This window comes from Pseudomonas sp. KH_050 (assembly GCF_057838875.1).
Map to the genome: position 1 here is coordinate 3,447,848 of NZ_CM174478.1, position 26,432 is coordinate 3,474,279.

Below are 26,432 nucleotides of genomic sequence, written 5' to 3' on the forward strand. Positions count from 1 at the left end.
CGCCTGAGCGAACGATCCCGAGCCTTCCAGACGACGCAAAAAACGACGCCCGGCGTCAGGCAGCAATTAACGGTTGGGTTGAACCGATGAGTCAGTCAAGCGGTATTAAATGTGCCTGGTAGCCGTGACGGGATCCCAGGTTGATTCCTCGGCTGAGACCGCAGACTTTTTACCGTCAAGGGTATCGAGCAGCACTTGACGGTCACAGGCATTCTCGGAAATCGAAATCACCACGGTCGCCACCGCATTACTTGCCAGGCTGGTGAGGGCTCGTGCTTCGGACATGAAACGGTCGATACCGATCAACAACGCAAGACCCGCCAGCGGAATGTCGTGGATCACCGTCAGTGTGGACGCCAGTGCTACAAAACCGCTGCCGGTTACTCCTGCCGCGCCCTTGGACGACAGCAGCATGATCGCCAGCATGGTCAAGACTTGAGTGATGGAAAGATCAATATTGCAAGCTTGGGCAATGAAGATCGCAGCCAGAGACAGGTATATCGCTGTGCCATCAAGGTTGAAGGAATATCCAGTCGGCAACACAAGACCTACAACACCTTTTTTGCAACCTAAGGCCTGGAGCTTTTCCAGCATGCGTGGCATGACTGGCTCGGTGGATGACGTCCCCAACACCACCAGGAATTCTTCGCGCAGATAACGCAGCAACTTCCAGAGGCTGAAGCCATGGGCCCGGCAAATACTGCCAAGTACCACAAAGACGAAGAAACCACATGCGATGTACAGGGTCATGATCAATTTCGCCAGCGAGCCCAGTGAGGTAATGCCGTACTGCCCGACAGTGAACGCCAGCGCCCCGAATGCACCCATTGGTGCAAAACGCATCAGGTAGGAAAAAATCTTGAAAACCATTTGCGATGCCGCTTCCAGCACATCAAGCACTGGCTTGCCGCGCTCGCCCAGGGAGGACAAGGCGAAACCGCACAGCACCGCGATAAACAGCACGGGTAGAACTTCGCCTTTACTGAACGCACCGATGAAGGTTTCAGGGATGATGTGCATGAAAAACTCGACTACACCAAGCTTCGCTGCCGAATCGGTGTACTGGGACAATCCTGCGGTGCTCAATTGGGTCGGGTCGATGTTCATACCTGCCCCTGGTTTGAACACATAAACAGCCACCAGACCAATAATCAAGCTGATTACGGTCAGTCCGAGAAACAGCAGCATGGTCTTGCTCAGTAAGCGACCGAGAGAGCGTTTATCACTCATCCCTGCTATGCCGGTAACGATGGTGCAGAACACTACAGGTGCGATCATCATCTTGATCAACTTGATGAAAGCATCACCCAACGGTTTGAGTGCGATAGCTTGCTGCGCCCAGAAGTGACCGACCACGACACCCAGCAACACCGCGCAGAGAATCTGGAAGTAGAGCGATTTAACGACTTTCATGGCATCACCCATTGTTAGAGTTGTTCTGATGCAAAAAACTAAAGTAACTGTTCGGGAGATCTATCCGGCAAGTCGCTGAGAAACCGGGGCATACACAAATCCCGAAAACAACCTTCGAGCGGTACGCACAACAGAGGCGCGGATTGTTTCACCGTTATCTCCGGTGTATGACAACACCACGTCGATACCGCCGCCCGGGTGTTCGATCCGCACGTGTTGCAGGCGTGGTTCGCCGGTATCGCCAAGCATTTGCGCGACCACACTGCCTTTGCTGACACAAGCGGTCGCCAAGCCGATCGAGCCGGTGATGGCCAATGCGCGATGACAGCTGTGCGGCATGAAGTAACGAACCTGGAGGGTGCCACCCGCCTTGGCCGGTGCAACCAGCACCGGCTTGGGAATGACCATGCCGCTGACGTCGCCCAAGCCCATGGCCACACCGGCACGCAGCCGCAAGCCTTCAAGGCGACACAGAAAATCTTTGTCGGCGTCCAGTTCTGCAGGCGTTTCATCGCCGCGCTTGCCAAGATAGCGTGCTTCGATGATCACCATCGGCATGGCCATGTCGATGCAGGTCACTGGAGTATCGTTAAAGACGTCTTGGGTGTTGCCCGTCGGAAAGAGCTTGCCGGTCTTACTGCCAGCGGCGTCGAGGAAGGTCAGTTGAACCGGTGCCGCACTACCCGGCACGCCATCAATGGCGGTGTCCCCTTCATAGCTGACCTTTCCTTCCGGCGTTTGCACTTCAGAAGTGACGAAGGTGCCCGTATTGAGGTTGCGGATGCGCACGCTGGTCATTTTGCTTTTCGCCTTGACCAGGCCTTGCTCAATTGCGAATGGCCCGACAGCACAGAGCATATTGCCGCAGTTTGGTGCCGTATCCACCCGGCGCGAGGAGACCATGACCTGAACAAACAGGTAATCAACATCGGCATCGGGATGCAACGAAGGACTGACGATGGCGACCTTGCTGGTCTGCGGGCTGCCGCCACCGATCCCGTCAATCTCCAATTCGTGACCGGAACCCATCAACGAGAGCAGCAATTCATCTCGCTCCTCAATTGACACAGGCAGATCCCAGGCGAGGAATACAGGCCCCTTTGAGGTGCCACCGCGCATCAGTACACAAGGAATTCGTTGCATGGCTACTAGCTCTTGTTAATCAATCAAGGTAATTGATGTCTTGCAAACAAGAGTGACAGGGATGCAATGGTGTTTCCAATGCAAAGATTTGCGCTATTATTGCGTTTGGCGAAAGAGTTTTCTCACCTGCCTCTGGGTATATCGCGCTTTTTTCGTGAGCAACAAATATGGAATACGAGCTTCAAGACATCAGATCTTTCGTGAAAATCGCCGAACTTGGCAGCTTTCACGAAGCCGCAGATGCTCTGCATCTTTCTCAACCAGCTCTAAGCCGGCGGATAAAGAAACTGGAAGAGGGCTTAGGAACTACGCTGCTTGATCGCACAACGCGTAAGGTAAGCCTGACCAGTGTCGGGCGTGATTTTTTGCCGAAGGCGCGTCGGTTGCTGGACGATTTCGACGACTCGATCCTCAACATTCGAGAGCTGGCAGAGCGGCAGATCGGTCGGGTAACCCTCGCCTGTATCCCCACCGCCGCATTTTACTTCCTGCCGTCGGTAATCCGCCTCTACAACGAACGCTACCCTAAAATCCGGATTCGCCTGCTAGACCTAAGCGCGAATGAAGGCCTGGAAGCAGTACTGCGCGGCGAAGCGGACTTCGGCATCAATATGATGAGCGGCCAACACCCAGACATTGAGTTCGTGCCCCTGGTAAACGAGCCATTTGTTTTGGCGTGCCGGCGCGACCATGAGTTGGCCAAACGCGAGTCCGTAACCTGGTCGGAACTCAGTGACTATCGTTTAATCGGGGTGGGTCGCCTGAGCGGGAATCGCATGCTTTTAGATCACGCCTTGTCGGGCTTGAGTTGGCGTCCACAGTGGTTCTATGAAGTGCAGCATCTCTCTACATCACTGGGATTAGTCGAAGCTGGCCTTGGAGTGTCAGCGATGCCAAGTCTTGCGATGCCTGCGAGCGATCATCCAACATTGGTCAGCGTCCCACTTATTGAACCGGTGGTGAACCGCTCGTTGGGGCTGGTTTACCGTCGAGGCGCATCCCTCTCCCCGGCAGCCGAGAAATTCGTCTCAATTCTGCTGGAACAGTGGCCCCAATGATGTGCCCACAACGCAGTCCATGAGCTGATCGCCCGGAATTGGTGAGAGCTTTTCAGTTTGATCGTTCTGCCACGTTTGCCCATTCACCGGACTGTGGACAAGCAGAGCGGTGTCATACCCCATGGACGACTTGGATTTCCATATGCAAAAAGGTTTGATCGTGACTACAGAAAAGCCCTCCCAAAAAGGAAGGAAAGTATTAATATCGCGCATAAGAACGCCGGTTTGTTAGATGTGTTTGCTCGCACGAACATCATCAATCAAATCGGCGTTCTTGTTTCTGTGTTTCCCGGGATTCCGTGAAGAACCCCTTGTCGGGCAATGCCGGTCAGTTAAGCACTGGATTCCCCCAAAAGATCGCAGCCTGCGGCAGCTCCTACAGGTTTTGCGCACACCTGTTATTACAAGGGTGAATCGGCTCGGCGTAGGAGCTGCCGCGATCTTGTCGATATTACATTCGCCGAAAGGCTCTGGTTTATGTCGAAGTACTGTGCATTTCTCTTAACTGACAGGCATTGCCCCTTGTCGGGCCTTTTTTGTACTCGCTGCAGTACCTGCCACCTTCCTCGTTACACAAATAGTTCACAAAGACAGGTCATCATTGTCAGGAACGATCACCCACACAGTGCGTTTTTTGACACTCGATGCCTGCCTGCCAACGCCACAGAGCAGGTTGAGCCCAAAAAATAAAAACAGATCAATCAAAAGGGTACTGCAATGACCGACACGCGAGAGTCCCATCAACCCATAACCTGCCTGAACCTGGCTCTTCAACGTAACAACCAGCTTTTCAGCGAAGCCCAAAGCTTGAGCTGCGCCGCCCTGGATTTTCTTGATCGGCCTTACCTGGACACGGAAGCTTTCAGCCAGTACCAGGAAAAGCGACGACATGCCGATATTAAATATGATGACGCCATCGAGCACCTGCGATTGCTCATGACGCAAAACCACCTTCCCCGGCTCACCCGACATTTCCGTTAACATAAGGCCGCCGAATTCGCTTGAGCGGCTATGGATGTCTGATTCAACAGGGAGATGGGTCGTCATGTATAAAATATGTGCAGGCTATGCCAGCGTGGTGGTCAATACACTTTCGGCGCAAGGACTGGATGTCAAAGGTCTGTGCCAGGAGGCAGGGCTTGATGTCAAGCTCGTAGAAATACCGGGATCATTCTGCGAACGAAGCACTATCTACCGCCTATGGGATCTGGCGGCTCAGGCATCCAGTGATCCGAACATTGGTTTGAAGGCCTACGAGAACTTCCATCCGGGGATTTTTCAGATCGTCAGCTATACCATGGTGTCCAGTTTGAACCTGAAAAAGGCATTCGAACGGCTGATTCATTTCAGCCCGTTGATCGGTAATGGATTCAACCTGTTTGTTGTCCAGGAACAACAGCATTACCGCCTCGCCGCGTTCGATCATCATCAGCGCGGTTCGATCAAGCCCCGGCAGTACACTGATGCCAGCCTCGGAACCCTGTTAGGTGTCTATCGCTGGCTGAGCGGTGGCAAATCGCTGAAACCGCTGAGTGTGGAGTTTAGCTATCCCCAACCGGAAGACATCTACGAGCATCAGCAGCTGTTTGGTTGCGAGCTGCGTTTCGGGGCGGACTATGACAGCATCCTGTTCGATGGTGAGGAGCTGCTGCGTCCGTTGAGCATGGCCAATGAGACGTTGGCCAAGCTCCATGACAGCTATGCCAAGGCTCAGCTTCACCTGTTGGATGACTTCACCATTGTCTGCAGGATTCGCGCATTGATCACCGAACGCCTGAGTCTGGGGCAAAGCCAGGCCCAGTGTGATATGGAGTCGATTGCGGCCGCGTTGAATATCTGCAAGCGAACGTTGCAACGGGCACTGGAGAAGGCGGGCACGCAGTTCACGGATGTCCTGAACTGTGTGCGTCAGCAGCTGGCCGACTTCTACCTGCGTCATTCCCATTTCAATATGAAGCACGTGACTTACCTTCTCGGTTTTCACGACCACAGCAGTTTTCACAAGGCTTGCCTTCGCTGGTTCGGCATGACCCCCGGTCGGTATCGAGCCAAAGAATCATCGCTTAAGGCCAAGGAAACCAAAATCATTCTAGCCGGCTAAGGTAGGCGTAATACCTTGGGTAGAACGCCCTTCTGCTCATTTGGGGCTTTCAGATCGTCCCTGGTGACCTCGCACTCGAGAGCAGAGTCGCCGGGTTCGGATGCAGAACATCGATTTTTTATGGTTGGCGGACAAGACCCTGGACGATGGTCAACGCCGTTCTCAGATCACCCATCGATGGAGCGCCGAGACACATCCTTGCACCTCCAAAGCACCCTGCGGGTTCACTGCCGTGGAGGATGGCAGGGTGATCAATACACCCCATTCATGGACTGCGCGTTCCAGTTCATGCGCTCGCGACATCGGCATGGGAAGCCAGATGTGATACCCCTGATCCGCTGGCTCGTGCATGGCGCTCCCAAGGATCGACTGAGCCATTTCAAGCCTCATCCTGTTCGGAGCGCATCCGATCCATCAATCAGCATTTGGCGACGAGAGAAGGTTTGAAAAATCGCAAATACGAAACTTTGCTGCAATGGCGCCGCTTCCAAGTCTGGTTTGCGGAACGGAACTGTGAGCGACGGTGTCATTTGTATTAGACACCTTGGTGTCGCAATCCTGTTGAGATCGAGAGGTCGTTTTCATGAACAATATCATCTACATCGTCGGGGCAGTTGTGATCGTCCTGGTTATCCTGTCGTTTGTCGGTCTTGTATAGACTGTCAGCTGAGAGTCGTTTTTGTGACCGGGTGCGGTCTAGTACGAACCAAGCCACGGCATTTGGAATAACAAGGCATGTATCCGACGCCCCCTGATGGTCGCTACTTTGTAGTCAAAGGGCAGCTGTGGCGTTGCACCAACCTGGCACTAAGTGAGGATGTGCGGCAGCGCCTCGTTGACGAACTCATGGCAGCGCGACGTGAGGTGAAGGCAGCGAAAGCTTCTGGCGATCCTGGGCAACTGAAGGTGGCCAGGGCGCGCGTCCAAACGGCGAAGGTGGCGCTGGGGGAGCGCGGGCCGGTTTGGTGGGACGATGGCAGCGAATTTGTACATCGCTTGCCTACAGACTAGAGGCCCTGGGGAATCCAGCACTCCCCCTGCCAAACTGGGCACCCGATTCTTGGCCAGCCCTTCAACGCTGATCCGATAGACTGTCTTAAAACTGAAACCTAATGGTCATATATTGAATCAACTGTTTTCATAATCCTGGCTTCAGGCCTTCTTCACGGATGAACTACCCTCATGCGTCGTGTCGTCTTCAATCAAAAAGGTGGTGTTGGCAAATCCAGCATCGCCTGCAATCTTGCCGCTGTGAGTGCAGCCCAAGGCTACCGAACACTGCTGGTTGATCTCGATCCCCAAGCGAATTCGACTCATTACCTCACCGGCCTGCTCAAAGACGACATTCCCACGGGCATTGCCGACTTCTTCAGACAAACACTGTCTGGTGGCTTTGCCAGCAAAAGGAGTCGAGTGGCCATAACCGAGACCTCTTACGAGAACCTCCATCTCGTGACGGCAAGTCCAGATCTTTCAGATCTCCAGTCAAAGCTTGAGAGCAAATTCAAGATCAATAAACTGCGCAGGTTGCTGGTGGAGCTCTCAGAGGACTACGAGCGTATTTACATTGACACCCCTCCCTCGCTCAACTTCTTCACCTTCAGCGCCTTGGTCGCAGCTGATCGGTTGTTGATTCCATACGATTGCGACGCTTTTTCTCGGCAGTCCTTGTACAGCGTCATAGCTCAAGTAGAAGACTTGCGTCTGGATCACAATGAATCACTGCAGGTAGAGGGCGTGGTGGTGAATCAGTTTGTCGGGCACACCGGCTTACACCAGAAGCTCGTAGACGAAATGCTCGCAGAGGGTCTTCCAGTGCTACCGGTTTACCTCAGTAGCTCCGTCAAAATGCGCGAGTCTCACGAAGCATTTGTACCCCTTATCCATCTGGCACCGCGCCATAAGCTCTCGATGGAATTTGTTGATTTGCTGGATGCACTGGAGCGAGCAGCTTAGACAGTGTAAAAACGGCGTCTATGGGATGATGAACAAGTGCGCGCCAAGGGTTTGGATCGTGGGTTAAAGATTGCAGTCAATCACGAGCGGCAGCTATCGGGCCAAAATCCGTCGATGTTCTCTGCCGGCTAAACTTCTTCCAGTTTCAGCCTGAAATGCCAATGCGAAGCAGAAAATCAAGCCCCAAAAAAAAGCACGGGGCTTGATGTGAATCACACGGCATCAGGATTTACGTCCGCCCCCCTGGCTATATTCACCGACCATCAACGCCTGCGCGAGTACCTGTCGAGCCTCGACAATGACCTCGCGCGCTATGTGCAAATTTTCACACTCGAAACGGCTGACGCGGGGACCAAGCTCGATATTTTCCATTGCCTTTCAGCGGAAGAAAAAGTCATCGCTGCACACGAGTCCCTCTCGTACGGCATTGCTCATGAGATGAAGCAAATGATGTTCGCTGATGACGTCAAACATTGGAAAGTCAGCGGCGGATGAAACCAGTGCGTGACCTGGAGCAAGCGTCGAAACCCTCATGCGCCGCTGCACATGTGGCGTTACTGTAACTACAGCTTTACAACTTCGGTCATTCATTGTTGTTTGTTCTTAACAACCTATAGCTGGCAAAATACTTTTACCGATCACGCGCACCACTATCTGGCAACCGTTTGCCAATACGATTGTGCAATTAACGGCCTTGCGGCAATCGACAGAAAACGAAGGTACTTCAATCTGGCAAGGTGCAGATTTCCAGCTAATGTATGAAGTACCGAGGCGTTTGAATATTCTGGAGGTCTATCAATGACCACCGAGCCGCTAAATCCAGTCGAACCTCTACCGATGGAGCTTGCGAATCGGCAATTGACTTCCTCGCCCACGGACGTCTCGCTTAAAGAAGCGTTTGACATATACCAGAAACAAAGCGATACCATTCACAAGCTTTGGGCGTACTTTCAAATTGTGTCGTTTGCCGTGCTCGGTTACACCGTGGGCACCGACAAAACACTCTGGCAGACTCATACCTATATACTCATAGGCCTTAGCTACCTGTTTTTCGCGATAGCCAATCAATGGGTGCTGATCATTTCCCAAGTAGAACTTAATCGATTTTCGACTGCTGTCCAGGAAGCGGCAAATAACAGCGGTCCCGTTGGGAATAAACTTTCGATAAAGGCTGTCGCTCCTTGGAAAATCTGTTTATTCCACAGCATTTCTGCCTTGATTGTACTAGGAGCCTTGTACGCAACCTGGCACGGGAAATGCTTCAATCATTGGTCATGCCTGAAGACAGAAGTAACAGCAACCAAAGAGCCATGAGCAATAAAAGTCCGAGAGCTGTGGGCTTTGGCGAGCTGCGGAGAAACAACCTCAAGCAGGACACATCTACGGGACGTCGACAAGCTGCTCATCGACGCCCCGAGCACAAATGGGCTTTAACGGGATGCGAGAACACCATTCAACCTCGCCACTTGCGTAGCCAATGCGTCCATCAGATCTGGCGACAAGCAATCATAAGGTTCCAAACCGAGCGCGCGCAGTTTTTCGCGAATTTCCTTCATGTCCTCCGGTGGGGTGCCGGTTTCGATGATCGACGAAACGAAGGCTGCAAAGCCTGGTGCAGCCCAGCCCTTTTGCGGAGATAGCTCGGTATGCACGAAGTCCAGCCCATAGAACGCATGGTCTTTATTTTCGATGCGGCCGTACATATGTGCATGGCACTCTTTGCAGGCATGTCGTTGAATAGCCGCGCGCTCGTCGACGATAACCAGCTTCTCTGCGTGCGCGATGACGCTGACTTTATCGCGGGGAACAACTGCAATAACCGCAAATTTCGCCCCTGCGGGCTTCCAGCATTTGCTACAGCCACAGGCGTGATTGTGCAGGGTCTGGGCGTCAATCCTGATTTCAACCTTATCGGTCGGACACAGGCATTGCAGGGTACCGCCAGAGAAGTTTGCAGCGCTTGGCTCTATTCCGTTATCCAACGAAGGATGAAGTTTCAAGTTGCTCATGATAAACCTCCAGTATCAGGGAGTATTCGAACTGAATCTGGAGGCTCGGCTCCAGGGTGCGGATCAGTTTTTGAAAACGGTGCGGATCGATTGCCTTCATATATTAGATCGAAGGCCTCATTGATACATTCAAGTGGCATGGAATGAGTGACGAAGGGAGCTGGATCGATTTCACCGCTCATGGCATCCTTAATTCTCTTTGGCAATTGAAAGCGTCCCTTGACGCCACCGAACGCAGAGCCTTTCCACGTGCGCCCTGTTACGAGCTGGAATGGACGCGTGGAGATTTCCTGACCTGCGCCGGCACGCCAATCCCGGGCATCACATAATGATCTGGGTGAAGCCAACATGAAAACGGTCACCGCCCTTTTCACCTGTCTGCTCGCTGCCAGCCTGTGCGCGGCGACGAGCACCTGTGCAAATGCTGCGTCCTTCAAGACCAGCTTCGACTGCGCCAAGACAAGGGAATCTGTCGAAAAGCTCATCTGTCGCGATCCGCAACTGGCGCAGATGGATATCGAACTGACGCGTCTTTATCGCCTGGCGCTCACGGATGAACGCTCAGTACCGCGTCCGGATAAAGTCCTGATCGATCAGCAGTTCTGGATCGATGCCCGCAATCAGTGTGCCTCCACACCTACGCCCAAGGCGTGCACGATCCAACGTTATGCCGAGCGCGCGCACCAGCTACGCCAAGGCTCGGCAATTGTGAGAACCAAGGATCCAGACAGGCTCACCGAAGGTCCCCTGGCTTTTCGTTGTACAGGGTTTAACGCGCTGATTGCCGCCACCTTCTTTAGCACGCAGCCTGGTGTCGTGTACCTTAAATGGGCGAACACCTCGATCACCCTGAGCCAGGTGCAGAGTGATTCAGGAACCCGATACACTGGCAAGGATTACCAGGGGAACTACAGCTTCTGGCAATACGGCAACGTGGTCCTTTTCCAGAAGCCAGGCTCAGGAGAAATGAGTTGTACGGCCGAGCCGGTCGGCTGATTTCTCTGGCGTGCTATCCCAGCCTCCCCCCAACGCTTTATAGATCGCGACTATTCCTCGGTACTGATCAATTTCACCCAGTGCCTGAGCATCCTCGGCGTTCAGCCGCTCACGCTGTGCGTCCAGCAAAACCAGATAATCCACCGTCCCTTCTTTGTACTGGATAGCCGCCAGGTCTGCCGCTGCACGACTCGACTCGCTTTGCCTGATCAACGACAGCAGCCGCTGTTGGCGTTTGCTATAGTCGCTGAATGCGTTTTCCGACTCCTCCAGAGCGAGCAACACGTGCTGCTCATAGGTCGCCAACGCGCCTTCAGCTTCGGCATTCGCACCACGGATGCGCGCCCGCACGCTGCCCAGGTCAAATGCCGCCCAGGTAATGCTCGGTCCCAACCCCCATGCTCTGGCAGCACTAGAACCTATCTGCGAACCGCGGCCCGCGGTGAATCCCAGGAACCCGCTCAAGCTCACTCTCGGGAACAGGTCTGCGGTGGCCACGCCGATATCCGCTGTGGCGGATGCCAGTCTGCGCTCGGCGGCGAGCACATCAGGGCGTCGGCGCAACAACTCGGCGGGATCACCGATAGGCAGTGCTTTAACGATGGCAGGCAACTCGGCGGGGCTCAACGACACACTCAATTTATCCGGGCGTTCCCCCAACAGCGTGGCGATGCGGTTTTTCTGCCGCACCTGCTCCGCTTGAAGTTGCGGAACCGTGGCCTCGACAGCCGCCAATCGCGCATCGGCACGCACAACGTCGAGTTCATTGCCCACACCAGCAGCGCGCAGGCTGACCGTCACGTTGCGCGAGTCCTGCTGATTCTGCAGGTTCGCCAAGGCTATTTTTTCCCGCAGTTGCGCGCCCCGTAATTGGCCATAGGCATCAACCAACTCGGCAATCATCGTGACACGAAGCTGATACAGGTCTGCCGCCGCAGCGTCTTCCTGGGCGTTGCTGGATTCCAGTTGACGCTGGATCCGGCCAAACAGATCGACTTCCCACGCCATGTCCAGGCCCAGATCGTAACGCTCGATGTTGACTCGGCTTTCGGTCTGACCGGGCACCTGGCCCCGCCCCTGCTGGCTGCTCACGCGACTGGTGACGACTGGCAGATTGTCATTGCTGATGTCATCACGAATCGCGCGGGCCGCTTTCCAGCGGGCAAACGCCACGCGCAAGTCGCGGTTGCCTTCCAGGGATTTGCTCACCAACTGATTGAGCGTTGGGTCATCAAACTGTTGCCACCACACCGTTTCAAACCGCGATTGATCGTAGTGGCCGGTTTGGGCCGACACGACATTTGCAGGCGCTGTATCGGGCGTTTTGTAGTCGGGGCCCACCGTGCAGGCGCAGAGCGCGGCGACCAGAAGGCTGACTGAAAAAAGCTTCAAAGCGTTCATGAGTGTGCCTGCGAATTCAATGCGTTTACCTGATGAGCCTTGGTGGCGTCGCGCGCGTTTTTGCGCTCGATATAGCGACGAATCAGAACGAAGAACACCGGCGTCAACAGCAACCCGAAGAAGGTCACACCGAGCATCCCGGAGAACACCGCGACTCCCATCGCACGACGCATTTCCGAGCCTGCACCGGTGGACGTCACCAGTGGAATCACACCCATGATGAAGGCAAAGGAGGTCATCAGAATCGGCCGTAGACGCATGCGGCATGCTTCCAGCACCGCATCCAGCGGGGACATGCCCTGGTCCTGTTTGTCCTTGGCGAACTCGACGATCAGAATCGCGTTCTTGCAGGCCAGGCCGACCAGCACAATCAAGCCGATCTGGGTAAAGATGTTGTTGTCTCCCTTGAAAATGATCACCCCGGCAATCGCCGACAGCAGGGTCATCGGCACGATCAGAATCACCGCCAATGGCAGGCTCCAGCTTTCATACAGCGCGGCCAGTACCAGGAAGGCGAGCAGCACGCAAAGCGGGAACACCAACAGGGCGGTGTTGCCGGACAAAATCTGCTGGTAGGTCAAGTCGGTCCACTCGTACGTCATGCCATTGGGCAGCTCTGCTTTCAGCAGTTTTTCAATGGCGGCCTGTGCCTGGCCGGAGCTGTAGCCGGGGGCTGCGCTGCCGTTGATTTCTGCGGTGATGAAACCGTTGTAGTGCATGACCCGATCAGGGCCCGAGGTCGGGCTGACCTTGACGAACGTGGCCAGCGGGATCATTTCGCCGCGGTCATTGCGCACCTTCAACTGGCCGATCTGCTCGGGCTCCTGACGGAACCGTTGCTCGGCCTGAACGTTGACTTGATAGGTCCGGCCGAAACGGTTGAAGTCGTTGGCATACAGCGAGCCCAGGTAAATCTGCAGCGTGTCGAAGATGTCGTTGATCGCGACGCCATGGGTCTTGGCTTTCTCGCGATCGATGGCGGCCTCGACCTGCGGCACGTTTACCGTGTAGCTGGTGAACAGCTTGGCCAGTTCAGGAACATCGCGACTCTTGTTGATGACGTTCATGGTTTCTTTGTAGAGCGCTTCGTAGCCAAGGTTGCCGCGATCTTCGATCTGCAAACGGAACCCGCCGATGGTGCCCAGGCCTTGAACAGGCGGTGGCGGAAACACGGCGATATAGGCGTCCTGGATGCCACCGAACTTGGCGTTCAGCGAGGCGGAAATCGCACCGGCCGACAGACTGGAATCCTTGCGTTCACCGAAAGGCCGCAAGCCGATAAAAGCAACACCGGCGTTCGGGCTGTTGGTGAAGCCGTTGATCGACAGTCCGGGGAATCCAACGGCGCTGTCAAAGCCCGGCTCGTGCATGGCAATGTCGCTCATCCGGCGGATGACCGATTCAGTGCGATCAAGGCTCGCCGCATCCGGCAACTGCGCGAAGGTCACCAGGTACTGTTTGTCCTGGCTTGGCACGAAACCGGTCGGCGTGGTACTGAAGCCCAGCCAGGTCATGACAATCAAGCCGCCGTAAACCACCAGCGCGATGCCGCTGCTGCGGATGACGCGCGCAACCGTGGCGACATAGCCATGACTGGCCTTGTCGAATAAACGGTTGAACGGTTTGAACAACCAGCCACCCAGCAACCGGTCCAGTACTTTGGAAAAGCGATCTTTCGGCGCACCGTGAGCCTTGAGCAGAACCGCTGCCAGGGCTGGCGACAAGGTCAACGAGTTGAACGCCGAAATCACCGTCGAGATGGCGATGGTCAACGCGAACTGCTTATAAAACTGCCCGGTCAGGCCCGAGATGAACGCGGCGGGCACGAATACGGCGCATAACACCAATGCCGTGGCGATGATCGGACCGGTCACCTCCCCCATGGCTTTTTGGGTGGCCTCGACGGGCTCAAGGCCCGACTCGATGTTTCGTTCGACGTTCTCCACCACCACGATCGCATCGTCGACCACGATCCCGATGGCCAATACCAGGCCGAACAGCGACAGCGCGTTGAGCGAGAACCCCAGCAAGTGCATCACGGCAAAGGTACCGACCAGTGACACCGGCACAGCGACCAGCGGAATGATCGACGCACGCCAGGTTTGCAGGAACAGAATCACCACCAGCACCACCAGAATCAGTGCTTCAAGGAGCGTATGCACCACCGCTTCGATCGAGCTGCGCACGAAGACTGTCGGGTCGTAGACGATCTCGAAATCCATGCCTTCCGGGAAGTTTTTCTTCAGCTGCGCCATCTTCGCCCGTACCTGGTCGGAGATGTCGATGGCGTTGGAACCCGGACGCTGGAAGATCGGCATCGCCACCGCTTCCTGATTGTTGAGCAAGGCGCGCAGAGCGTACTGGTTGGAACCCAATTCCACCCGGGCAATGTCTTTGAGGCGAGTGATCTCGCCGTTCGGACCGCTGCGGATCACCACGTTCTCGAATTCTTCCTCGCTGACCAGACGCCCTTGGGAATTGATCGACATTTGGAAGCTCGTCGCGTTTGGCGACGGTGGTGCACCCAGTTGGCCGGCCGCAACTTGACGGTTTTGCTCGCGTACGGCGTTGACCACGTCAGTTGCGGTCAGGTTACGGGATGCAGTTTTTTCCGGGTCGAGCCAGATACGCAGCGAGTAGTCACCTATGCCGAACAACTTCACATCGCCGATACCATCCAGGCGGGCCAGCTCATCCTTGACGTTGAGGATGGCGTAGTTGGACAGGTACAGCATGTCGTAGCGCTTGTCGGGCGAGACCAAATGCACCAGCAGCGTCAGCTCCGGAGACGCTTTGTCGACGGTGATACCGATACGCGTCACTTCTTCGGGCAGCTTGGGTTCGGTGCGGGTCACACGGTTCTGAACTTGAACCTGGGCGTTGTCCAGGTCAGTGCCCAAGGCAAAGGTAATGGTCAGGGTGAGTCTGCCGTCAGCCGTGGAGTGCGAGGACATGTAAAGCATGTTCTCGACGCCGGTGATGGCTTGCTCCAGCGGAGCTGCCACGGTTTCACCGATGACTTTTGGGTTGGCGCCCGGGAAGTTGGCACGGACCACAACGGTCGGCGGAACCACTTCCGGGTATTCACTGATCGGCAGCTGGAACAGCGAGATGGCGCCGGCGATCAGGATCAGCAGCGACAGCACCGCTGCGAAGATCGGTCGCGTGATAAAGAACTGGGAAAACTTCATCTCGGTACTCCTTATCCGCGAGGTGCGACGGCAGCTTCCGTCTTCACCAGAGCGGGTGACTTAGCGGAAGCCGGCTGATGGGAGGCTTCGATCGCCTGACGCTGACGGGCCAGTGTGGCGACCGTTTCCGGGCTGGCCATCGGTGCATCCTGAGGATCGATCACCGCGCCGGGCCGAACGCGCTGCAGACCGTTGATGATGATGCGATCATCTTTTTGCAAACCACCACGCACGATGCGCAAGCCCTCAAGCTTCGGCCCCAGATCAACACTGCGATAGACGGCTTTGTTGTCCTGGTCGACCACCAGCACGAATTTTTTGCCGAGGTCGGTACCCACCGCTTCATCTTTGATCAGCAGGCCGGGATAAGCGGCGCTGCCCACCAGTTTCAACCGGGCATACAGACCTGGGGTGTACTGACCGTCAGCGTTGTCGAACACCGCGCGACCACGGATGGTGCCGGTTTTCGGATTGACCTGGTTGTCGACAAAGTTCATCTGCCCGAGGTGGCTGTTGCCCTCCTCGTTGGACAGTCCCATGTACACCGGCGTGGTTTGACCGCGCTGCCCCTGGCGGGAAAGCAGGCTGTATTTGAGGAACATGCGTTCGTCCGCATCGAAATAGGCGTAAACCTTGTCGGTGGAGACCACGCTGGTCAGCGGTGTGGTGTCGGCGGTCACGATGTTGCCAGCGGTGATTTCCGCACGGCTGACCCGGCCAGTGATCGGTGCGGTGACGCGGGTGAAGCTGAGGTTCAAACGCGCAAGATCCAGTTGCGCTTGAATGGCATCGACACCGGCCCTGGCTTCCTGAGCGGTGGTGGTGCGGGTGTCGGCCAGCTCGGCGGAGATCGCGTTGCTGCTCAGCAGACGCTGGCCGCGCTGCGCTTCGTTGCCGGTGCGGACCCGTGTGGCGCGTGCCTGTTGCAGCTGCGCCTCGATGCGATGCACTTCATGCTCGAACGGACGTGGATCAATCTGGAACAGCAAATCGCCCTTCTTCACCAGCACACCATCGGTAAACGCCACACGTTCGATCTGGCCCGAAACCCGTGGACGAACCTCTACGGTTTCCGGCGCTTCCAGGCGAGCGGTAACTTCATCCCATTCGGTAATGGGCTGCTCAAGCACTTTGGCGACGGTGACGTGTGGCGCCCTCGGAGCCTGAGCGGCATTGGGTGTCCGATCACACGCGCCAAGCACCATCAGTGCCAGCGCAGCAAGGGGATAACGCAAAGGTTTGAGTGACTGTTCCATGGGTAGTGTCCGCCAGACGGTTTAGGAATTTCCGGATTCTCGACCTCGCGCGAGGTCACGACGAATTGAACGGAGTGAAGTTGGCTATCATCAATAATGATGACCATCATGTTTAATGGCAAAAAAAGGGACCGCCCCGGTTACACCCTTGTGTTGGTGATCGCAGTACAAACGTAGAGATTTTTGACTTGAGCCTCAGGCTCGGGATCCGCCAGACTGGCGTCGATACGGACAAAGCCATTGCAGCAACTTTATATGACGATCATCATCAATACCAGCCTCTCAGCGAAGCTTTGCGCAAGCAAAGCCAAACGGGATACAGGAGCAGTCTCATGAAAGTCACGAAAGACCAGGCCGCGGCGAACAAAGAGGCGATCCTCACTGCCGCGTCCCGGCTGTACCGGGAAAAAGGAATCGATGGAATCGGCATTGGTGAACTGTCGCGTTCTGTGGGCCTGACCCATGGCGGCTTTTACGGACAGTTTCCGGGCGGCAAGGAACAGCTGGCTTCAGAGGCGGTCTCCCGGACGTTCGAGTCCAATATCCATAATTGGCAAGACGCCAAATCCATTCCCGAACTCATTCAGGGCTACCTGACACAAGGGCATCTGGATAACTGGACCGAGGGCTGCCCCATCCCTGCACTGGGCGCAGATGTTGCCCGCACAGGTGGTGCCGTCAGCAGTTCCTTCACCAGAGGCGTCGAGCGTTTGATCGAAACGCTGATGGCGCTTGTCGAGGGGGAAAACCACGACGAGAAGTATCAGGAGTCGCTGCGCATACTGTCATCGATAGCGGGTGCGGTGCTGATTGCCAGAGCGCTGGACAACCCTGAGTTGTCTGAGCAGTTCCTACAGTCGGTCATCAGTGCCTGGCCTGCCGCTCCCGAAAAAAAACATTGATGTCGCCCTGATTCATGACGTTGACGTGTATACCCATCATGGATGTTCTGCTCTACCGAAGGAGTGAATCTGGCGCAAGTACGGGGGGCGGCTACGTTGAAGAAGCCGTTTGCCAAGACAGTCCAGGGAAGGTCATTCCAGTAACGAGACCAGATGAGGCTCGATCGAGGTCGCAAGTACCTCAAGCAAAGCCAGCGTCACCGGCAGCTTGAAGCGTCGCCGTCCCGCGCTGCCGGGATTGAGGTATAGCTGTTCGCCGCGCCACTCTATGCGTGGCTTGTGTGAGTGGCCGGTGATCACCAGCTTGATGCCTGCATCGAGCACATCCGGGACATCGGCGATGTCATGCACCAGCAAAGTCTCCCATCCGTTGAGGTCGAAACGTAGACAGTCGGCGAGATTTTCTGCCCAAGGGGCGCCCAGATCATTGTTCCCGCGTACTACGTGCAGTGGGGCGATAGACTCCAGTTGATCGAGAATTTCGAGGTTGCCGATGTCACCCGCGTGAATGATCCGCTCACAACCCTCCAGGGCGGCACGGGCTTCTGGGCGGAGCAAGCCATGGGTATCGGAAATCACGCCAACTTTCATGCAAAGCTCCAGACCTGGCTCATGAATCGGAACCCAGTGATAGTAATCTCGTGCTAACGCTTTGCCGAGCGGCTCGACTGCCTTTTTGGCAGCACGCACTTGCAATGTCACTCCCGCCCTGCCGCGTGTATCGAAGGAGATGCCCACCCTGGCTGCGTGAAAACACGCTCACTTTGATGCTTCAGGAGTTTAAGGAATGACGCTGTCATTTCTTTTCGCTTGTCGTGATCAGGTATTCCTCGCTACATAGAAAAAACCTATGCCGTCAGGAACATCAAGGAGATAACCATGAATAAAGCCATTTCTCGTCGTAGCGGAGGTCAAATATTAGTGGATGCCTTACGCATCCATGGCGTCAAAAGAGCTTTCTGTGTTCCGGGAGAAAGCTACCTGGCGGTTCTCGACGCATTGCATGACGTGCAGGAAGAAATCGATCTGGTCGTATGCCGTCAGGAAGGTGGTGCGGCCTACATGGCTGAAGCCTACGGCAAGCTCACTGGAGAGCCTGGCATCTGCTTCGTTACCCGAGGCCCGGGGGCAACAAACGCCTCTGTCGGCGTTCACACGGCGTACCAGGATTCCTCGCCGATGATCCTGTTCATTGGCCAGGTCGCTCGCGATCAACAGTATCGCGAAGCCTTTCAGGAAATTGATTTTCGCCAGATGTTTGGCCCCTTGGCGAAATGGGTCGTACAAATAGACGACACAAGCAGAATTCCCGAGCTGATAAGCCAGGCGTTTCACCGAGCGGTCAATGGCAGGCCAGGGCCGGTGGTGGTCGCTCTGCCAGAGGACATGTTGACTGAAATGGCGGAAGTCAGTGATGCGGGACCTTTCAAACGTGTCTTGATGACTCCCGCCGCCGAGCAAATGGCCGCCATGCAGCAACTGCTCGAGCGATCAGAGCGTCCATTGATGGTGCTGGGTGGCAGCGGCTGGGATAGCGAATCAGTCCATGACATTCGGCTTTTTGCTGAGCAGCAAGGTCTCCCGGTTGCAGCCTCCTTTCGCTGCCAGGACCTGTTCGACAATCGACATCCCAACTATGCAGGAGATCTTGGATTCGCCGCTTCCGCGCAGTTGTCATCAGCGGTGAAAGACGCCGACCTGCTCTTGGTAGTGGGCTCGCGAATGGGAGAGGTTTCGACAGGTGGCTACGCTGCTTTGAATATCCCGGTACCCAGGCAAACCTTGATTCACATTCACCAGGGGATCGAGGAGCTGGGGCGGGTGTACCAGGCTGCACTAGCTATAAACAGCAGCATGTCGAGCTTTGCTAAATCAGCGGCAAAAATTCCTGCAGCGGCCAACCATGGAAAGAGCGAGTGGACGCGCACGTTGAACAACAACTATCAGCAGAACCTGGAGCGGTCACCCTCCCCCGGGCCTGTCCAGCTGGCAGAAATTATCGAGTGGTTGAATCGTAGGCTGCCAGACGATGCGATCCTGACGAATGGTGCTGGAAACTATGCCGTTTGGCTTCAACGCTTCTACCAGTTCCGTCAATACCGCACCCAGCTAGGCCCAACCAACGGTTCCATGGGCTACGGCGTTCCCGCTGCTGTGGCCGCCAAACTGACGTGCCCGGACCGAGTGGTGGTTTCATTCTCAGGTGATGGCTGCTTCCTGATGAATGGCCAGGAGATAGCGACTGCAGCGCAATATGGGGCCAATGTGATTTTCGTTGTGATCAACAATGGGATGTACGGAACAATCAGAATGCATCAGGAGCGCAACTACCCTGGGCGCGTTTCAGGAACTGATTTGCACAACCCGGATTTCGCAGCCCTTGCCCAAGCCTATGGACTCCATGGCGAGGTGGTCACAACGACGTCGGAATTTGCCCCGGCGTTTGAACGTTGCCTAGAAATGTCCCTACCCTCCTTGATTGAGGTCAGAGTCGACCCTGAAGCGTTGACACCTCGACTTAGCCTGACTCAGATCAGAGAGCAATCAAGCAAAAAGTGAGCGGCAACCCGATTTCTTCTGTTAAGGGCGCCTGATTCACGATTTAAAAGGCGCTTTTTTGGTTCTTCCCTCGCGGGCAATTGTTCGCAGCCGCCAAGCCCCCAGCCGGTGAAACCGCCAGCATGTTCTATGGTTAAACAGACAGTCACCGACGGGACACTTCTATGCCAACCACGCCTGCGTAGCGGCGGTTGGCCTTGGTACGATAGCGATGAACTCAATGACGTTCATGCCGTAAAACCGAATACCGAGGCGCTCTCCCTGACAGCCTCCGAGGAGCCCGAGCATGCTCACCCAACGCCCTCTTTTGTTCGCTCTGCAAGGCAGTGAGCACTACGCGAACCGCGTGGCACAACGGCTTGGCTGTCAACTGGCGCTCCATGAGGAACGCAACTATGAGGATGGCGAACAGAAATGCCGACCGCTGGAGCCGGTCAACGGCCGCGAGGTCGTAGTGTTTCATGCACTGTATGGCGATGATCGGCAGAGCGCGAACGATAAGCTGTGTCGCCTGCTCTTCTTCTGCGGTGCACTCAAGGATGCCGGTGCTCGCCAGGTCCAGGTGGTGGCTCCTTACCTCTGCTACGGGCGCAAGGATCGCCGCGCCCAACATCAGGATCCAACCATCACTCGTTATCTGGCGGCCATACTCGAAACCTGTGGCGTGGATCGTCTGGTCGCACTGGATGTGCATAACCCGGCGGCGTTCGACAATGCCTTTCGCATTCCCACATGGAATCTGCAGTGCGCGGAATTGTTCGCCCAGTATTTCGCCGGGCTGGTCGGTGACACCGAGGTGGTTGCGGTTTCTCCCGACACCGGTGGTGCCAAGCGCGCCGAACACTTTCGCCAGGCCCTGGAGCGGCGACTGGGCCGCCCGGTGGGCGGTGCGCTGATGGAGAAGCACCGGGATCAAGCCACGCTCACCGGCACCCTGCTGGTCGGCGAAGTCCTGGGCAAGACCGCCATCATTGTCGACGATCTGATCAGCACCGGTAGTACGCTGATGCACGCTGGCCGTGCCTGCCAGAAGGCAGGTGCCGTTCGCTTGCTTGCTGCAGCCACCCATGGTCTGTTCACCGGTGGCAGTGATCTGCTCGACAGCCCGCTGTTTGAACGGATCATCATCTGTGACAGTGTGCCGCCGTTTCGCCTGCCACCCGAACAGGTGACGCAGCGCTTGCACGTGCTCGACAGTACGGCCATGGTTGCCACGCTATTGGCTGAAAATGCAGCCTGGGTGTCAGAGGACCTGCCCCTGCCCCTCTGAACCCAGGCTCGACTTTCGCGGCGGCCATAATGATCCGCGAAGCGACCGTATTATCATGACCCGATTGGTGAGCAACAGAACATATCAGGAGTCCCACCATGAGCTATCGCGAGAACAAAGCGCAGGCCCTTGCTGACCTGGATGAAGCGACAGATGACATACGCCGGACTGACAATCATGCCGAGCGCCTGGAAGCGTTGTACAAGGCTCAGGGCATGCTGTACATGCTATGGCGTATTGATTGGGTGAACAGCGAAGACTTCGAAAAACTGAAGCTCAAGCTTCTCCAGGCTGATGCGCAGGCAGTGCGCCAGATAGAAGATAAAGTGAAGCCCGCGTGAGCGCGAGTCAGCAAGCATTCGACTGCAATAGATCCCCTGTTTGGGTAGTTCGGACAAATACCTGGGTCAGCAAACGTTTCGCATCCCTATCCGCCGACGCATGTCTGCGGTGATGGACTGTCGAGTTTTCTTCAGCTCGGCCCAGGGTCCGTCACCGACGTCGACCAGGCGTTCGTACACGTTGTGCAGATTCCATTGATTGGCCCCTTTCAGTTCCGCGACCTCTTCGCGAAAGATCGGTACCGACACCGGCAACCCTTCGCGAGTGCGCACGGCATAGGCACAGATCGTGGTAGCGCCCAGGCCATTGCGCAGGTAGTCGATGAAAATTCGCCCCACCCGATTTTTGGGTCCGGATACCGCGGAAAAACGCTCCGGTAACAGTTTGGCCATGTGGCTGACTATCGCGTGGCTGAAATCCTTGACCTCGTCCCAGCCGAGTTTTCGGGTGAGCGGCACAACCAGATGGATGCCCTTCCCACCACTGGTCTTGAGGAATGCCTTGAGTCCCAGTTCATCGAGTACCGAGAGGGTCAACTGCGTCGCTTCGACCATGCTTTTCCAGGGCAATGCGGGGTCGGGGTCGAGATCAAGGACAAACCGGTCGGGTTTATCCAGGTTGTCAGACGTGGCGTTCCAGGTGTGCAACTCCACCGTGCTCATCTGCACCGCCCCGACCAGGGCTTCGAGGTTATTGATCATCATCACGGGCTGCCCGGTGACGTCCTTGTCCAGGGTGGCGATCCCCGGAATAGCCAGACGCTCGGCGTTTTTCTGAAAGAACAACTCCCCGGCAATGCCTTCAGGTGCCCGAACCAGCGCCACCGGCCGGTCCTTGAGCTGAGGCAGGATCCACTCGGCGACGCTGGCATAGTATTGTGCCAGTTGCACTTTGGTGGTGCCGCTGGTGGCATCGATGATTCGGTCAGGGTGAGTGATGCGCACTTTGCCGGTTCCCGACACAGCTTGGGTTGATGCGCCCTTGGCAGGTGGTTTTTTCGCAGCGCTGGCTGATTTTTTCATGTCCTTCGGGCGCTCCTCAGTAATATCCCTGGCAGGTTTATCGTCACGCAGCCCATGAAATACCGCATGGCGTACCGACCCATCCTTGGTCATTTCGGCATAGGCGACTTCCGCCAACAATTTCGGCTTCAGCCAATGCACGCCTTTAGCCTCAAAACCGCTCGGTGGATTGGCCACCGCCGGTTTTTTCGCCTCCAGAGGTTTGAGTTGTTGGTAAATGCTCTTGAGGGTCCCTTCGTTAAAGCCGGTCCCCACCTTCCCCGCATAGCGCAGTTCGCCGCTGTCGATGTCATGCAAGCCTAGAAGCAACGCCCCAAAGGCACTGCGCGAACCCTTCGGTTCGGTGTAACCGACCACTACAAACTCCTGTCGATTTTTGCACTTGAGTTTGATCCAGTCACTGCTGCGCCGGGACACGTAAGGCGACCCAAGACGTTTGCCGATCAACCCCTCCATCTGCATCTCGCAGGCACTGTCAAGCAAGGCTTCCGGGCCCTCGCCAAATGCCTCGGAGAAGCGCAGAAGCGGTTCTTCGTTAAGGTTAAGCACCGTCGCCAGGGCGGCCCTTCGTTCCTCGACGGGCACCTCTCGCAGGTCAACGCCATTGAGGTAGGGCAAGTCGAACAGGTAGTAAACGATGTTGCCGCTGCGACCCGAGTCAAAGGCGTTTTGCAGGGCCTGAAAATCCGGGACTCCCTGCTCGTCGGCCACCACCATTTCACCGTCAAGCCAGGCTGACGCCAGACCAAGAGCAGCCAGGGCCTCTGCCTGCTTGGGTAGCTTGTGAGTCCAGTCGTGCCCATTACGGGTGAACAGCTGGATTTTGTCGTGATCGACGCGGGCCATGATTCGATAACCGTCGAACTTGATCTCATAGCTCCAGTCGCCGTCCGGCGCGCTGTCGACCAGTGTCGCCAGTTCCGGCTTGAGCAGTTCCGGCAGTTTGGCCTTGCGCGCACCGGTCAATGGCGGCGCTTTGTGTTTTTGCGCGCGGGCGGGCTTTTTTTCGCTGGGCTTGGATTTGTCCGTGCCCCGCGTCCTGGGGACAATCGTGCGGTCGCTAAGGACGCTGTCCGGCTCGGCCTTGACCACGTCATACTCTGCCTCGGGCTTCGCCGCACTGTCCTGATGCTTGATCAGAAACCATTGCTCTTGCTTGCCCGGCATGTGGGTGCGCACCAGATTCCACAGGCCGCTGAGTTTTTCGCCCTGCAACTCGAACTTCAAACGACCCTTTTCATAGGCTTTGGCAGGGTCTTCCTGGGGTATCCACACACCGCGGTCCCAGACAATCACATCGCCGGCGCCGTAATGACCTTCGGGAATACTGCCCTCGAACGTGGCGTAATCGATCGGATGATCTTCGACGTGCACCGCCAGTCGCTTTACCTTGGGGTCCAGAGACGGCCCCTTTGGCACCGCCCAACTCTTGAGCGCGCCATCGAGCTCGAGGCGAAAGTCGTAGTGCAGTCGAGAGGCATCGTGCTTTTGAATACAGAACTGCAAGGCGTGCGCCGTTTTTTTCGAGCGCTTTGCAGATGTGCCCGCCGCAGGTTCGGGCGTGGCGGCAAAGTCTCGTATGCGGTTGTAGTCGTCCAGATTTTTGCTCATGGCTCACCTGCGACTCGGGCTGCTCCGGTGGGCACCGTGATAAGTCATTGCGCTCATGGCTCAGCACTCCTCTTATATACAGCCCTTTATTGTTAAGGGAGGCAGAAAGAGACGTGCCAGTTCATTTCTTGTTGTGCAAGACCGGATAAGCGGTGGGAATCGTGGTCAATTTGGGAAAACGGGCACATCGGCAAGATCAGTTGGTTCAGCACGCCCAGGCTTTAATCAAAACACCCTTCGGTCCCTGGACCGGGTCGGCAACCGGCAAAGGCACCTTGGCAATGCGAGCTACCAATTCCGTTTGCCCAAAAGTGCTTGAAGGGTCAGGGCATCGCCCAACGCAAAACCACTGGCGGTAGAACGAACTGTTGATTTCAACGACCGTCAGTGCGTCGCACCGCCAGGCTGCGATCTTATGATCCGGCCTTTTCGGTGCCCCCAAAAAGATCGCAGCCTGCGGCAGCTCCTGCGCGCTGACCGGATACACCCGCAATGGGTAATACAATGTTCAAGGTTTAACGCACATGCACGTAGGTGCCGGGTGCGGCCTCCATTGGCGGGTGGTTCTGGTTGCCCAGCGCCTGCTGAGCTTCGGTTTGCTCGCCAGAGCGCGCCTGAATCCAGGCCAGCCAATCCGGCCACCAACTGCCATCGTGCTTCTGCGTGTCGAAATACCAGGCACGCGGGTCGGACGGCAGCTGGTCATTCTCCAGGTAGCTAGCCTTGGGATTACCTGGCGGGTTGAGGATGCTCTGGATATGCCCGCTGTTGGATAGCACGAAGCGTCGTTCGCCACCGAGCAGTTGGGTCGAGCGATAGACCGCGTCCCAGGGCGTGATGTGGTCGTTGATCCCGGCGATGCTGAAGCTGTCGACCGTGACTTTCTGCAGGTTGACCGGCCTGCCGCAGACCTCCAGGCCGCCAGGGTGCGTGAGTGGGTTGTGCTTGAAGAAGTCCAGCAGATCGCCATGCAGGGCGGCCGGCAGGCGGGTGTTGTCGTTGTTCCAGTAGAGAATGTCGAAGGCCGGAGGTTGCTTGCCGAGCAGGTAGTTATTGATCCAGTAGTTCCAGATCAGGTCATTCGGACGCATCCAGGCGAAGACCTTGGCCGTGTCGCGACCATCCAGCACCCCTTTGCGACAGGAACGGCGCCTGGCGGCTTCCAGGGTTCGCTCATTGACAAACAACATGGCTGAGCTGTCGATCTGACTGTCCAGCAGGCTGACCAGGTACGTTGCGCTGGCGACTTTACGCAGTTGTCGTTTGGCTTGCAGGTAGCCTTGCAGCGCGGCGATGCTCAGGCCGCCGGCGCAGGCGCCCATCAGGTGGGCCTCTTTGCTGCCGCTGACGGCGCGGGTCACATCGAGGGCTTTGTCGATGGCCTGGACGTAATTCGATAGACCCCAGTCGCGATGGCTAGTGTTCGGATTGCGCCAGCTGATGATGAACACCTGCAAGCCGTTCTTCAACGCGTACTGAACGAAGCTCTTCTGCGTACTGAGATCGAAGATGTAGTACTTGTTGATCTGCGGCGGCACGATCAACAGCGGGCGGGCATAGTGTTTTTCGCTCATTGGCTGGTACTGGATCAGTTCCAGCATCTCGTTGCGAAACACCACGGCGCCAGGGGTGCTGGCGATATTCCGGCCGACCTCGAAGGCCTGTTTGCTGACCTGGCTGGGCATGCCGCCATTGTGCCGCAGGTCGTCGAGCAAATGCCCGATCCCCTTGAGCAGGCTGGCGCCGCCAGTGTCGAACAGCTCCTTGACCGCCAGCGGGTTGAGCGGGCTGTTGGACGGTGACAGCGCATCGCCGAGCTGGGCCAAAATGAAACGCGCCCGGGCTTGATCGTCGGTCGCCAGCTGACTCTCGTCGATCCAGGCGCTCAGTTGCTTCTGACAAGCCAGATAGGCCTGCAGTCTACGGCGGTAGAGGGGGTTGAGACGCCAGGAGGGGTCCTGGAAGCGTGCATCCTCGACGAGGGGTTGGTGCGATGTATTGCCCAATAGCACGCGGCCCAGTTGACCGCCGAGGGCTAGTGCATGGCGGGCGCTGTGGATCGGCTGTTTGATGCCCTGCAGCGCCAGGGTACGCAACGTGGGCAATAGATTGCGGCCCCGCAGGCTGAGGGGCGCGCCTGGTTTTGCCTTCACAAAGGACGCAGGTTCGGGCACGACGCCCGCCACTGGTTTCTTTCCCATG

20 protein-coding genes and 2 pseudogenes are annotated in these 26,432 nt (G+C 56.4%); 11 read left to right on the plus strand and 11 right to left on the minus strand.

Going from position 1 to position 26,432, the window contains the following annotated elements; translation table 11 throughout:
- Positions 1-105 precede the first annotated feature (105 nt).
- Both dctA and AC3IUA_RS15800 read right to left on the minus strand, forming a co-directional pair.
- A complete protein-coding gene (gene dctA, locus AC3IUA_RS15795; protein WP_489355176.1) occupies positions 106-1,425 on the minus strand; it encodes a C4-dicarboxylate transporter DctA in 1,320 nt (439 codons plus the stop codon).
- A 48-nt stretch (positions 1,426-1,473) separates the two neighbouring features.
- Positions 1,474-2,556 carry a 4-oxalomesaconate tautomerase gene (locus AC3IUA_RS15800; RefSeq protein WP_489355178.1) on the minus strand — a complete coding sequence of 361 codons (1,083 nt, stop codon included), beginning with the start codon at positions 2,554-2,556 and terminating at the stop codon, positions 1,474-1,476.
- Positions 2,557-2,723: 167 nt separating this feature from the next.
- Between AC3IUA_RS15800 and AC3IUA_RS15805 the strand changes: the two genes are divergently transcribed.
- Positions 2,724-3,614 carry a LysR family transcriptional regulator gene (locus AC3IUA_RS15805; RefSeq protein WP_489355180.1) on the plus strand — a complete coding sequence of 297 codons (891 nt, stop codon included), beginning with the start codon at positions 2,724-2,726 and terminating at the stop codon, positions 3,612-3,614.
- A gap of 582 nt (positions 3,615-4,196) precedes the next feature.
- Here the strand turns inward: AC3IUA_RS15805 and AC3IUA_RS15810 are convergent.
- A complete protein-coding gene (locus AC3IUA_RS15810; protein ID WP_489355182.1) occupies positions 4,197-4,661 on the minus strand; it encodes a hypothetical protein in 465 nt (154 codons plus the stop codon).
- Between AC3IUA_RS15810 and AC3IUA_RS15815 the strand changes: the two genes are divergently transcribed.
- The 5 genes and pseudogenes from AC3IUA_RS15815 (at position 4,660) to AC3IUA_RS15835 (ending at position 8,985) form a co-directional block, all read left to right on the plus strand.
- Complete coding sequence (locus AC3IUA_RS15815) at positions 4,660-5,715, plus strand: AraC family transcriptional regulator (protein ID WP_489355184.1); 1,056 nt, start codon at positions 4,660-4,662, stop codon at positions 5,713-5,715. The two genes, AC3IUA_RS15810 and AC3IUA_RS15815, sit on opposite strands and share 2 nt — an antisense overlap.
- Positions 5,716-6,450: 735 nt before the next feature.
- A complete protein-coding gene (locus AC3IUA_RS15820; RefSeq protein ID WP_489355186.1) occupies positions 6,451-6,726 on the plus strand; it encodes a hypothetical protein in 276 nt (91 codons plus the stop codon).
- 171 nt (positions 6,727-6,897) lie between these two features.
- Positions 6,898-7,671 (plus strand): ParA family protein, encoded by a 774-nt coding sequence (locus tag AC3IUA_RS15825; protein WP_489355188.1) that lies wholly within the window; start codon positions 6,898-6,900, stop codon positions 7,669-7,671.
- 258 nt (positions 7,672-7,929) lie between these two features.
- A pseudogene (locus AC3IUA_RS15830) lies at positions 7,930-8,166 on the plus strand (ATP-dependent Clp protease proteolytic subunit); the annotation flags it as partial.
- A 303-nt stretch (positions 8,167-8,469) separates the two neighbouring features.
- Positions 8,470-8,985, plus strand: coding sequence for a hypothetical protein (locus AC3IUA_RS15835; protein ID WP_489355190.1), 516 nt, complete (start codon positions 8,470-8,472; stop codon positions 8,983-8,985).
- A 116-nt stretch (positions 8,986-9,101) separates the two neighbouring features.
- On the opposite strand, the gene gfa is transcribed toward AC3IUA_RS15835, so the two are convergent.
- Positions 9,102-9,680, minus strand: a complete 579-nt coding sequence (gfa, locus tag AC3IUA_RS15840) for an S-(hydroxymethyl)glutathione synthase (RefSeq protein ID WP_489355192.1) — start codon at positions 9,678-9,680, stop codon at positions 9,102-9,104.
- 63 nt (positions 9,681-9,743) lie between these two features.
- Positions 9,744-9,985, minus strand: a pseudogene (locus AC3IUA_RS15845) (S-(hydroxymethyl)glutathione dehydrogenase); the annotation flags it as partial.
- A gap of 43 nt (positions 9,986-10,028) precedes the next feature.
- On the opposite strand from AC3IUA_RS15845, the gene AC3IUA_RS15850 reads away from it, so the two are divergent.
- Entirely contained in the window at positions 10,029-10,676 is a 648-nt protein-coding gene (locus AC3IUA_RS15850; RefSeq protein ID WP_489355194.1) for an MliC family protein, read from the plus strand.
- On the opposite strand, the gene AC3IUA_RS15855 is transcribed toward AC3IUA_RS15850, so the two are convergent.
- From AC3IUA_RS15855 to mexE, 3 genes are read right to left on the minus strand one after another with little or no spacing between them, the layout of a single operon-like run.
- Entirely contained in the window at positions 10,638-12,077 is a 1,440-nt protein-coding gene (locus tag AC3IUA_RS15855; RefSeq protein ID WP_489355195.1) for an efflux transporter outer membrane subunit, read from the minus strand. The genes AC3IUA_RS15850 and AC3IUA_RS15855 overlap by 39 nt on opposite strands.
- A complete protein-coding gene (locus AC3IUA_RS15860; RefSeq protein WP_489355197.1) occupies positions 12,074-15,268 on the minus strand; it encodes an efflux RND transporter permease subunit in 3,195 nt (1,064 codons plus the stop codon). The genes AC3IUA_RS15855 and AC3IUA_RS15860 overlap by 4 nt, the downstream gene beginning before the upstream one ends.
- Positions 15,269-15,279: 11 nt before the next feature.
- Positions 15,280-16,524, minus strand: coding sequence for a multidrug efflux RND transporter periplasmic adaptor subunit MexE (gene mexE, locus AC3IUA_RS15865; RefSeq protein ID WP_489355198.1), 1,245 nt, complete (start codon positions 16,522-16,524; stop codon positions 15,280-15,282).
- Between the two features lie 332 nt (positions 16,525-16,856).
- Between mexE and AC3IUA_RS15870 the strand changes: the two genes are divergently transcribed.
- The gene (locus AC3IUA_RS15870; RefSeq protein WP_489355200.1) at positions 16,857-17,426 is read left to right on the plus strand and encodes a TetR/AcrR family transcriptional regulator; all 570 of its coding nucleotides are present in this window, start codon (positions 16,857-16,859) and stop codon (positions 17,424-17,426) included.
- Between the two features lie 132 nt (positions 17,427-17,558).
- Here AC3IUA_RS15870 and AC3IUA_RS15875 read toward each other — a convergent pair whose 3' ends face one another.
- Positions 17,559-18,017, minus strand: a complete 459-nt coding sequence (locus tag AC3IUA_RS15875; protein ID WP_489355201.1) for a metallophosphoesterase family protein — start codon at positions 18,015-18,017, stop codon at positions 17,559-17,561.
- Positions 18,018-18,305: 288 nt separating this feature from the next.
- Here AC3IUA_RS15875 and AC3IUA_RS15880 point away from each other — a divergent pair, with 288 nt between their 5' ends.
- The 3 genes from AC3IUA_RS15880 to AC3IUA_RS15890 all read left to right on the plus strand — a co-directional run bounded on the left by AC3IUA_RS15880 (position 18,306) and on the right by AC3IUA_RS15890 (position 21,596).
- Positions 18,306-19,985 (plus strand): thiamine pyrophosphate-binding protein, encoded by a 1,680-nt coding sequence (locus AC3IUA_RS15880; protein WP_489355203.1) that lies wholly within the window; start codon positions 18,306-18,308, stop codon positions 19,983-19,985.
- A 286-nt stretch (positions 19,986-20,271) separates the two neighbouring features.
- Positions 20,272-21,255 carry a ribose-phosphate diphosphokinase gene (locus AC3IUA_RS15885; RefSeq protein ID WP_489355204.1) on the plus strand — a complete coding sequence of 328 codons (984 nt, stop codon included), beginning with the start codon at positions 20,272-20,274 and terminating at the stop codon, positions 21,253-21,255.
- Between the two features lie 98 nt (positions 21,256-21,353).
- Positions 21,354-21,596, plus strand: coding sequence for a hypothetical protein (locus AC3IUA_RS15890; protein ID WP_489355206.1), 243 nt, complete (start codon positions 21,354-21,356; stop codon positions 21,594-21,596).
- A 66-nt stretch (positions 21,597-21,662) separates the two neighbouring features.
- Here the strand turns inward: AC3IUA_RS15890 and ligD are convergent, their stop codons facing one another.
- Both ligD and phaC read right to left on the minus strand, forming a co-directional pair.
- Positions 21,663-24,230: a DNA ligase D gene (gene ligD, locus AC3IUA_RS15895; protein WP_489355208.1), complete on the minus strand. Its 2,568-nt coding sequence runs from the start codon at positions 24,228-24,230 to the stop codon at positions 21,663-21,665.
- A gap of 515 nt (positions 24,231-24,745) precedes the next feature.
- Positions 24,746-26,431, minus strand: a complete 1,686-nt coding sequence (phaC, locus tag AC3IUA_RS15900) for a class II poly(R)-hydroxyalkanoic acid synthase (protein WP_489355210.1) — start codon at positions 26,429-26,431, stop codon at positions 24,746-24,748.
- Position 26,432: the final 1 nt, after the last annotated feature.

Excerpts from the sequence above, each read along its gene's own strand:
- dctA (WP_489355176.1), bottom strand. The coding sequence starts at position 1,425 with ATGGGTGATGCCATGAAAGTCGTTAAATCGCTCTACTTCCAGATTCTC.
- AC3IUA_RS15800 (WP_489355178.1), bottom strand. The coding sequence starts at position 2,556 with ATGCAACGAATTCCTTGTGTACTGATGCGCGGTGGCACCTCAAAGGGG.
- AC3IUA_RS15805 (WP_489355180.1), top strand. The coding sequence starts at position 2,724 with ATGGAATACGAGCTTCAAGACATCAGATCTTTCGTGAAAATCGCCGAA.
- AC3IUA_RS15815 (WP_489355184.1), top strand. The coding sequence starts at position 4,660 with ATGTATAAAATATGTGCAGGCTATGCCAGCGTGGTGGTCAATACACTT.
- AC3IUA_RS15810 (WP_489355182.1), bottom strand. The coding sequence starts at position 4,661 with ATGACGACCCATCTCCCTGTTGAATCAGACATCCATAGCCGCTCAAGC.
- AC3IUA_RS15820 (WP_489355186.1), top strand. The coding sequence starts at position 6,451 with ATGTATCCGACGCCCCCTGATGGTCGCTACTTTGTAGTCAAAGGGCAG.
- AC3IUA_RS15825 (WP_489355188.1), top strand. The coding sequence starts at position 6,898 with ATGCGTCGTGTCGTCTTCAATCAAAAAGGTGGTGTTGGCAAATCCAGC.
- AC3IUA_RS15835 (WP_489355190.1), top strand. The coding sequence starts at position 8,470 with ATGACCACCGAGCCGCTAAATCCAGTCGAACCTCTACCGATGGAGCTT.
- gfa (WP_489355192.1), bottom strand. The coding sequence starts at position 9,680 with ATGAGCAACTTGAAACTTCATCCTTCGTTGGATAACGGAATAGAGCCA.
- AC3IUA_RS15850 (WP_489355194.1), top strand. The coding sequence starts at position 10,029 with ATGAAAACGGTCACCGCCCTTTTCACCTGTCTGCTCGCTGCCAGCCTG.
- AC3IUA_RS15855 (WP_489355195.1), bottom strand. The coding sequence starts at position 12,077 with ATGAACGCTTTGAAGCTTTTTTCAGTCAGCCTTCTGGTCGCCGCGCTC.
- AC3IUA_RS15860 (WP_489355197.1), bottom strand. The coding sequence starts at position 15,268 with ATGAAGTTTTCCCAGTTCTTTATCACGCGACCGATCTTCGCAGCGGTG.
- mexE (WP_489355198.1), bottom strand. The coding sequence starts at position 16,524 with ATGGAACAGTCACTCAAACCTTTGCGTTATCCCCTTGCTGCGCTGGCA.
- AC3IUA_RS15870 (WP_489355200.1), top strand. The coding sequence starts at position 16,857 with ATGAAAGTCACGAAAGACCAGGCCGCGGCGAACAAAGAGGCGATCCTC.
- AC3IUA_RS15875 (WP_489355201.1), bottom strand. The coding sequence starts at position 18,017 with ATGAAAGTTGGCGTGATTTCCGATACCCATGGCTTGCTCCGCCCAGAA.
- AC3IUA_RS15880 (WP_489355203.1), top strand. The coding sequence starts at position 18,306 with ATGAATAAAGCCATTTCTCGTCGTAGCGGAGGTCAAATATTAGTGGAT.
- AC3IUA_RS15885 (WP_489355204.1), top strand. The coding sequence starts at position 20,272 with ATGCTCACCCAACGCCCTCTTTTGTTCGCTCTGCAAGGCAGTGAGCAC.
- AC3IUA_RS15890 (WP_489355206.1), top strand. The coding sequence starts at position 21,354 with ATGAGCTATCGCGAGAACAAAGCGCAGGCCCTTGCTGACCTGGATGAA.
- ligD (WP_489355208.1), bottom strand. The coding sequence starts at position 24,230 with ATGAGCAAAAATCTGGACGACTACAACCGCATACGAGACTTTGCCGCC.
- phaC (WP_489355210.1), bottom strand. The coding sequence starts at position 26,431 with ATGGGAAAGAAACCAGTGGCGGGCGTCGTGCCCGAACCTGCGTCCTTT.